The organism is Streptomyces sp. SA15, assembly GCF_002291145.1.
Taxonomy (GTDB): Bacteria; Actinomycetota; Actinomycetes; order Streptomycetales; family Streptomycetaceae; genus Streptomyces.
Genome location: NZ_NTGE01000137.1, coordinates 45,366 through 51,839 on the forward strand (window position 1 = coordinate 45,366; position 6,474 = coordinate 51,839).

Sequence of the window (6,474 nt, forward strand, 5' to 3'; positions counted from 1 at the left end):
GCGCTCCGTTCGATTGTCGGTCGCCGGTGCGTCACTGGAGTCGGGGCTCCGGCTCCTCTTCCTCTTCCTCGGGCAGCTTCACGTCGCTGACCGCGATGTTGACCTCGACGACTTCGAGGCCGGTCATCCGCTCCACCGCCGCGATGACGTTCTCCCGAACAGCCTGGGCCACATCGGAGATCGCCACGCCGTAGTCGACGACGATCTCCAGGTCGAGCGCGGTCTGCACCTCGCCGACCTCTACCTTGACCCCGCGCGTGACGGCCCTGGTCCCGCCCGGCACCCGGTCCCGCACGGCTCCGAAGGTACGGCTGAGCCCGCTGCCCATCGCGTGCACGCCGACGACCTCCCGGGCGGCCATCCCGGCGATCTTCTCCACGACCCCGTCGGCGATCGTCGTCCGCCCCCGGGTGGCCGGGTCCCCGCCGCCGCGCTTGACGGTCTTGCGGGTCTGTACCGGCGACTCGGTCTCGCTCTCGGGGCTCCGCGTCCGGTTCCGCTCCGTCATCTCGCTCATCGCCGTACATCCCTTCCGGTCGTCGTCCCATTGACCACGGTAAGCGGGGTTGCGCGATCGCGCGCCAGGGATGCGGCAGGCTGGAGTAATGACGGTGGACCGGTGGACGCAGGCCGTACGGCATCAGCTGAGGCTGGGAAGACTCCTGCCCCTGGGCGGCGCGGGCGACGGCGCGTGGATCTCGGAGGAGGCGGCCGGAGCGGTGCTGCGGCGCGCGGCCGAGGACCTGCGGGGCGTGCGGCTGGGCCCGGTGCGGATCGGGCTCGCCGACCCTGAGGACGCGCACGAGCCCGCCGTACTTCCTCCGCCGAGCGCTCTGCCGCCGGGCCCGCTGCGGGCGACGGCGGAGTTCGCCGCGACGGCGTCCGAGCCGCTGCCGATGACGGCGGCTCGGGTGCGGGAGGTGCTGGCGGGCGCGGCGGAGGGCCTGGGGCTGGCGGTGACGGAGGTGGACCTACAGGTGACTGCCCTGCTGGACGAGGAGCCTGAACCCCTTCCCGTACGACCGCCGGAGCCGGCCCCCGCCGCGCCGCGCGGGGACACCGACGAGGGCCGTGCGGCCGACGCGGCCCTGGGCGTCCCCGGCGTGTCCCATCTGACGGGCACGCTGGGCCGCCCGGTGCACATCGAGGAACGGCAGGACGAGACCACCGCCCTGCCACGGCGGCACGTCCGCCTGGAACTGGCGGTGGACGCGGACCACCGAGCCGTGGACGTGGCCCGGCGGGTCCGCGCGCAGGTGGAACAGGCGCTACCGGATCACCCGACGGTGGCGGTGCTGGTGACCGCGGTCGGGTGAGGTCTCACTCGCCGACGCCCGCCAGGTCCCGCAGTCGCCGGGCCTGCGCGGCCCGTTCCGCGGCTCGCTGCTCCTCGTAGGACCGCCCGTCGGCCCCACGCAACAACGCCTTGGTTTCGATGACGGCGTCCCGAGGCGCGGCCAGGATCGCCCCGGCCAAGTCGCGTACCGCGTCCTGGAGCTGATCCGACGGCACCGCGACATTCGCCAGCCCCGTGCTCACGGCCTCCTCGGCCAGGACGAAGCGCCCGGTCGCGCAGATCTCCAGCGCCCGGGCGTATCCGACCAGCCCCACGAGCGGATGCGTGCCCGTGAGGTCCGGTACCAGCCCGAGGCTGGTCTCGCGCATGGCGAACTGCACGTCGTCGGCGACGACGCGCAGGTCACAGGCGAGCGCGAGCTGGAAGCCCGCCCCAATGGCATGCCCCTGCACCGCGGCGATGGACACGATGTCGCTCCGTCGCCACCAGGTGAAACCCTCCTGGTACCCGGCGATGGTCGCGTCCAGTTCGGCGTCGCTGCCCCGCGCGAGGTCGATGAACGACGGCTCGCCGTCGAAGCCCTCGGGCGTGAACGCCTGCCGGTCGAGTCCTGCGGAGAAGGACTTGCCCTCGGCACGCAGCACGACGACCCGGACCGACCCCGGCAGGAGCCGCCCGGCTTCGGCCAACGCCCGCCACAGAGCGGGGTTTTGGGCGTTGCGCTTGGCCGGGTTGGTCAGCGTCACCGTGGCGATCGCGTCGTCGACGGTGAGCCGTACGCCGTCCTTGTCGAGTACTGGAGCTTCGGGTACTGGAGCTTCGGGAACAACGTCCTGGTCGGGCGAAGCCATGGGGCGCCTCCGATGAGTGCGGTCAGCAGAGCGATGCTAAGTGACTGCACAGTAACCACCCGGCCGATCAGCTGACCGACCGGGTGGCCACCATCGAAGCCGATGGGCCGCCCGGGATCAGGACGATGCGGCCTTCTTGCCCCGCGTCGCCCCGCCACGCCCACGGAGCGTGACGCCCGATTCGCTGAGCATCCGGTGTACGAAGCCATACGAGCGGCCGGTTTCCTCGGCCAGCGCCCGAATGCTCGCACCGGAGTCGTACTTCTTCTTCAGGTCTGCCGCGAGCTTGTCGCGCGCGGCGCCGGTTACCCGGCTGCCCTTCTTCAGAGTCTCGGCCACCCGTGCCTCCTCATGGGAAGTGCGCTCTGGTCTCCTCATGATCACCCCTCCGGGCCTTCATGGCCACCCATTCGGCAAGGTCCGTGAGACAAGGTTTTGACGACGGGAGCGGGTCCCCACAAGCGGAATCTGTAATTCCAGCGCTCCTTGTTCGTACCGCCGAACGGGTAAATTCGCGAAGTACCAGGTCAGGGACGCGCGACGGCCGAGCCCTTGTCGATAAAGGGCCCGGCCGGGAAATTGATGTAGGACACACCTCGGTACGAGGAGATCTCACACAGATGATGGATCACGGATCGGCCGAATGATCCATACGCAGTGGATCACCTCTTCGATCAAGCGGTGCTGACCGCCGGACCGAGGTGCGCGGGTGCTCGGACCGAATCCGCGGCCTCTGCTCAGGCGAGGGCGACGAGGTCCGCGTAGTCGGAGCCCCACAGGTCCTCCACGCCGTCGGGCAGCAGGATGATCCGCTCCGGCTGGAGCGCCTCGACGGCGCCCTCGTCGTGGGTGACCAGCACGACGGCGCCCTTGTAGGTGCGCAGCGCGCCGAGGATCTCCTCGCGGCTGGCCGGGTCGAGGTTGTTGGTCGGCTCGTCCAGCAGCAGCACGTTCGCCGAGGACACCACCAGGGTCGCGAGCGCCAGGCGGGTCTTCTCGCCGCCGGACAGGACGCCGGCGGGCTTGTCGACGTCGTCGCCGGAGAACAGGAAGGAGCCGAGCGTCTTGCGGACCTCGACCAGGTCCAGGTCGGGGTTGGCGGAGCGCATGTTCTCCAGGACCGTGCGGTCGGCGTCCAGGGTCTCGTGCTCCTGGGCGTAGTAGCCCAGCTTGAGGCCGTGGCCGGGGACGACCGCGCCGGTGTCCGGCTGCTCCACGCCCGCCAGCAGGCGCAGCAGGGTGGTCTTGCCGGCGCCGTTGAGGCCGAGGATGACGACCCTGGAGCCCTTGTCGATGGCCAGGTCGACGTCGGTGAAGATCTCCAGCGAGCCGTACGACTTCGACAGGCCCTCGGCCATCAGCGGGGTCTTGCCGCAGGGCGCGGGCTCGGGGAAGCGGAGCTTGGCGACCTTGTCGGACTGGCGGACCGCCTCGAGGTCGGAGAGCAGGCGCTCGGCGCGGCGGGCCATGTTCTGCGCGGCGACCGTCTTGGTGGCCTTGGCGCGCATCTTGTCGGCTTGCGCGTTGAGGGCGGCGGCCTTCTTCTCGGCGTTCTGCCGCTCGCGCTTGCGGCGCTTCTCGTCGGCCTCGCGCTGCTGCTGGTAGAGCTTCCAGCCCATGTTGTAGACGTCGATCTGGGCGCGGTTGGCGTCGAGGTAGAACACCTTGTTGACGACCGTCTCGACCAGGTCGACGTCGTGGGAGATCACGATGAAGCCGCCGCGGTAGGTCTTGAGGTAGTCGCGCAGCCAGATGATCGAGTCGGCGTCGAGGTGGTTCGTCGGCTCGTCGAGGAGCAGCGTGTCCGCGTCCGAGAAGAGGATGCGGGCCAGTTCGATACGGCGGCGCTGACCGCCGGAGAGAGTATGGAGCGGCTGGCCCAGTACCCGGTCGGGCAGGTTGAGCGCGGCGGCGATGGTGGCGGCCTCGGCCTCGGCGGAGTACCCGCCCTTGGTGAGGAACTCCGTCTCCTGGCGCTCGTACTGCCTGAGGGCCTTCTCTCGCGTGCTCCCCTGGCCGTTGGCGATGCGCTGTTCGTTGTCGCGCATCTTGCGGATGAGTACGTCGAGGCCGCGCGCGGAGAGGATGCGGTCGCGGGCGAGGACGTCTAGGTCGCCGGTGCGGGGGTCCTGCGGGAGGTAACCGACCTCGCCTGAGCGGGTGATGGTGCCGCCGGCGGGGGTGCCCTCGCCGGCGAGGCACTTGGTGAGGGTGGTCTTGCCGGCGCCGTTGCGGCCGACCAGGCCGATGCGGTCGCCCTTGGCGACACGGAAGGTGGCGGACTCGATGAGGACGCGCGCACCGGCGCGCAACTCGATACCGGAGGCGGAGATCACGGACAGACTCCAGGGCGGGGTGATTGGCGGGATGGGCGGCTGAGGACGTTCCCGCCGTCTAATGCGCGAGGAGAATGGCCATGGGCCAAGTCTAACGGGGCCGTGCAACCACTTTTTCTGTGTTCGGGTGTTCGAGCCGGGCTTTGGGGAGTCCAGGCGGCTGCCGCCGCTGCTCCGGTGCAGGGCTGGGCGATGAAGCAGTACTCGGGGGTGACGTACGGCACGTGCGGGGTCGAAGGCGCAGCGCTTGCGGACGGGGTGTGTCCGCCGTTCGGATCATCGCCGGGGCGTTGTCAGTGGTCGCTGCGAGACTGGGCAGCAGGTGATGTTCCGGCAAGGGCTCACGAAGGAGTGATCGGTATGGCAGGCACGAGCGGCGGGCGTCCGAGCATCTACCCCACCCTGGTCTACGCGGACGCGAAGGCGGCGATCCGGCAGCTCACGGAGGCCTTCGGCTTCACGGAGCTGTCGGTGTACGAGGGCGAGGACGGCTCGATCCTGCACGCCGAACTGGTGCAGGGCAACGGCGGGGTGATGCTCGGTTCCAAGGGCCGCGGCGGTGTCTTCGACACGGCGATGAAAGACGCGGGCCCGAGCGGGGTGTACGTCGTCGTGGACGACGTCGACGCACATCACCAGCGAGCCGTGGACCACGGCGCGGAGATCCTGATGCCCCCGACGGACCAGGACTACGGCTCGCGGGACTACATGGCCCGGGACGCCGAGGGCAACATCTGGAGCTTCGGCACGTACGCCCCCGAGATAGGGGGCTGAGCCGGGCGTTCAGCTGCCCCCGGTGTGCACCTGGAAGGCCGCGCGGCGTACGGCCTTGGCCAGAGCCGGGTCGGGGTGTGCGGCGGCGAGCGCGACCAGGACCTGCACGGTGCGGGGGTGGCCGACGGCACGCACCTCGTCGAGGAGCGAGGGCACGGTCGGCTGCACCGCGGACTCCAGGTGCCTCACCAGCATCGGGGCCTCGCCGTGGTCCGCGACGGCGGCGGCGGTGTCGACCCACAGCCAGGTGGCCTCTTCCCGGGTGAGGACCTCGTGGGCGTCCTCGGGGTCGATGCCGTCGTGCTCCGCGAGCCACAGCAGGGCGTACGGCCGCAGCGTCGCGTCGTCGGCCACGGAGCGGACGTCGGGCTCGGCGGGGGCGCCGACGACGCGCAGGGCCTCGAAGGCGAGCCCGCGCAGCAGGGCGTCCTCGCCGCGGGCGGCGTCGAGCAGCTCGGTGACAGCGTTGCCGACGGGGCGGGCGGCGAGCCAGGCGCGGTATTCGGCGCGGGCCGCGTTCGGGCGCAGTTGGGCACAGCCGCGGAGCATGTCCTCGGCGGCCTGCTCGATGTTCCCGGCGGGGCTCTGCGCGGCCACGCAGATCTGCTCCAGTTTGACCCAGACCGCCCAGCTGCCGAGCGGGGTGAGCGTGGCCTGCCCGTCGCCGTAGGTGAGGGCACCGACGGAGGCGAGCGAGCGCAGGGCCCAGTCGAGGAGGGGGGCGAGGGGGGCGTCGGCGGCCTGGTGCTCCGTGGGTTCGGGCTGAGGGCCGTAGGGGATTTCGCAGCGCTCGGTGCGCAGTTCGGTGACTCGTTGCTCGAGGAGGTCGAGGAGCTGCTCCACCGGGACGGGGCCGGCGGACAGCTGGAGGAAGGAGAGCACCTGAGGCATGGCCGAGACGACCTCGGCGAGGGCGGCGGGCTCGTGGTCGGCGGGCTCCGGGTAGGCGAGCGACCAGGCGTCGAAGAGGGCGACCCAGCCGCGCAGTACGGCGCTGTCGTCGCGGTTCCAGGCGCGCAGCCGCCAGCCGGGGCGGGCGGTGTCGCCGTGCACCTCGACGAGGCCGGCGAGGCGGGCGGTGTCCCAGTCGGCGCGGACCTGAGCCGGGGTCAGGCACAGGTCGGCGGCGGCCCGTTCGGCGGTCTCGTCGGAGAGGGTGCCCCTGCCGTCGGGGTTCGCGCGGTCGCGGCCGGGGCGCAGGGCGGCGTCGGCCCAG

General features: G+C 71.2%; 7 protein-coding genes. 2 read left to right on the top strand and 5 right to left on the bottom strand.

Features of this window, described 5'->3' with window-relative positions; translation table 11 throughout:
• Positions 1 to 31: 31 nt before the first annotated feature.
• A complete protein-coding gene (locus CLM62_RS31950) occupies positions 32 to 517 on the bottom strand; it encodes an Asp23/Gls24 family envelope stress response protein (protein ID WP_095753375.1) in 486 nt (161 codons plus the stop codon).
• A gap of 88 nt (positions 518 to 605) precedes the next feature.
• Here CLM62_RS31950 and CLM62_RS31955 point away from each other — a divergent pair, with 88 nt between their 5' ends.
• Positions 606 to 1,316 carry a nucleopolyhedrovirus P10 family protein gene (locus CLM62_RS31955; protein ID WP_179382307.1) on the top strand — a complete coding sequence of 237 codons (711 nt, stop codon included), beginning with the start codon at positions 606 to 608 and terminating at the stop codon, positions 1,314 to 1,316.
• Between the two features lie 4 nt (positions 1,317 to 1,320).
• On the opposite strand, the gene CLM62_RS31960 is transcribed toward CLM62_RS31955, so the two are convergent.
• The 3 genes from CLM62_RS31960 to CLM62_RS31970 all read right to left on the bottom strand — a co-directional run bounded on the left by CLM62_RS31960 (position 1,321) and on the right by CLM62_RS31970 (position 4,484).
• Positions 1,321 to 2,148 (bottom strand): enoyl-CoA hydratase/isomerase family protein, encoded by an 828-nt coding sequence (locus CLM62_RS31960; RefSeq protein WP_095753376.1) that lies wholly within the window; start codon positions 2,146 to 2,148, stop codon positions 1,321 to 1,323.
• 117 nt (positions 2,149 to 2,265) lie between these two features.
• Positions 2,266 to 2,487: a helix-turn-helix domain-containing protein gene (locus tag CLM62_RS31965; RefSeq protein WP_004002281.1), complete on the bottom strand. Its 222-nt coding sequence runs from the start codon at positions 2,485 to 2,487 to the stop codon at positions 2,266 to 2,268.
• A 398-nt stretch (positions 2,488 to 2,885) separates the two neighbouring features.
• The gene (locus CLM62_RS31970) at positions 2,886 to 4,484 is read right to left on the bottom strand and encodes an ABC-F family ATP-binding cassette domain-containing protein (RefSeq protein ID WP_095753377.1); all 1,599 of its coding nucleotides are present in this window, start codon (positions 4,482 to 4,484) and stop codon (positions 2,886 to 2,888) included.
• A 360-nt stretch (positions 4,485 to 4,844) separates the two neighbouring features.
• Between CLM62_RS31970 and CLM62_RS31975 the strand changes: the two genes are divergently transcribed.
• Entirely contained in the window at positions 4,845 to 5,258 is a 414-nt protein-coding gene (locus CLM62_RS31975; RefSeq protein ID WP_095753378.1) for a VOC family protein, read from the top strand.
• A gap of 9 nt (positions 5,259 to 5,267) precedes the next feature.
• On the opposite strand, the gene CLM62_RS31980 is transcribed toward CLM62_RS31975, so the two are convergent.
• Positions 5,268 to 6,474: hypothetical protein (locus tag CLM62_RS31980; RefSeq protein WP_095753379.1), on the bottom strand; the 1,207-nt coding region annotated here is incomplete at its 5' end.